This is a genomic window from Pseudomonas sp. SIMBA_041, assembly GCF_046535095.1.
Classification (GTDB): domain Bacteria; phylum Pseudomonadota; class Gammaproteobacteria; order Pseudomonadales; family Pseudomonadaceae; genus Aquipseudomonas; species Aquipseudomonas mucoides.
On record NZ_JAWRXJ010000288.1, the window covers coordinates 1 to 273 of the forward strand.

Sequence of the window (273 nt, forward strand, 5' to 3'; positions counted from 1 at the left end):
GGGCTTTTTCATTGTTTAAACCTATCTTATGATTAATCTAATAATAGTTGTCACCTGTTGAGTGGAAATTTTCCACATACATTAATCGCTCTTTTGAGTGTTACCTTGCCACTGACGAATAAAATCACCGTTTGGATCGTATTGCTGGGTTTGCTTGTCGAGATTAAACTGTCTGCATCCTCTTGGGTCAGCGCCGACGCCTGCCAGATATTGCCAATTGCCCCAATTGCTGCCGACATCATAATCAACAAGATGTTGCTCAAAGTAAGCTGC

General features: G+C 41.8%; 1 protein-coding gene. It reads right to left on the reverse strand.

Annotation, left to right across the window (positions count from 1 at the left end; all coding sequences use genetic code 11):
* Positions 1-81: 81 nt before the first annotated feature.
* Positions 82-273: FAD-binding domain-containing protein (locus tag SB725_RS31220; protein ID WP_410923276.1), on the reverse strand; the 192-nt coding region annotated here is incomplete at its 5' end.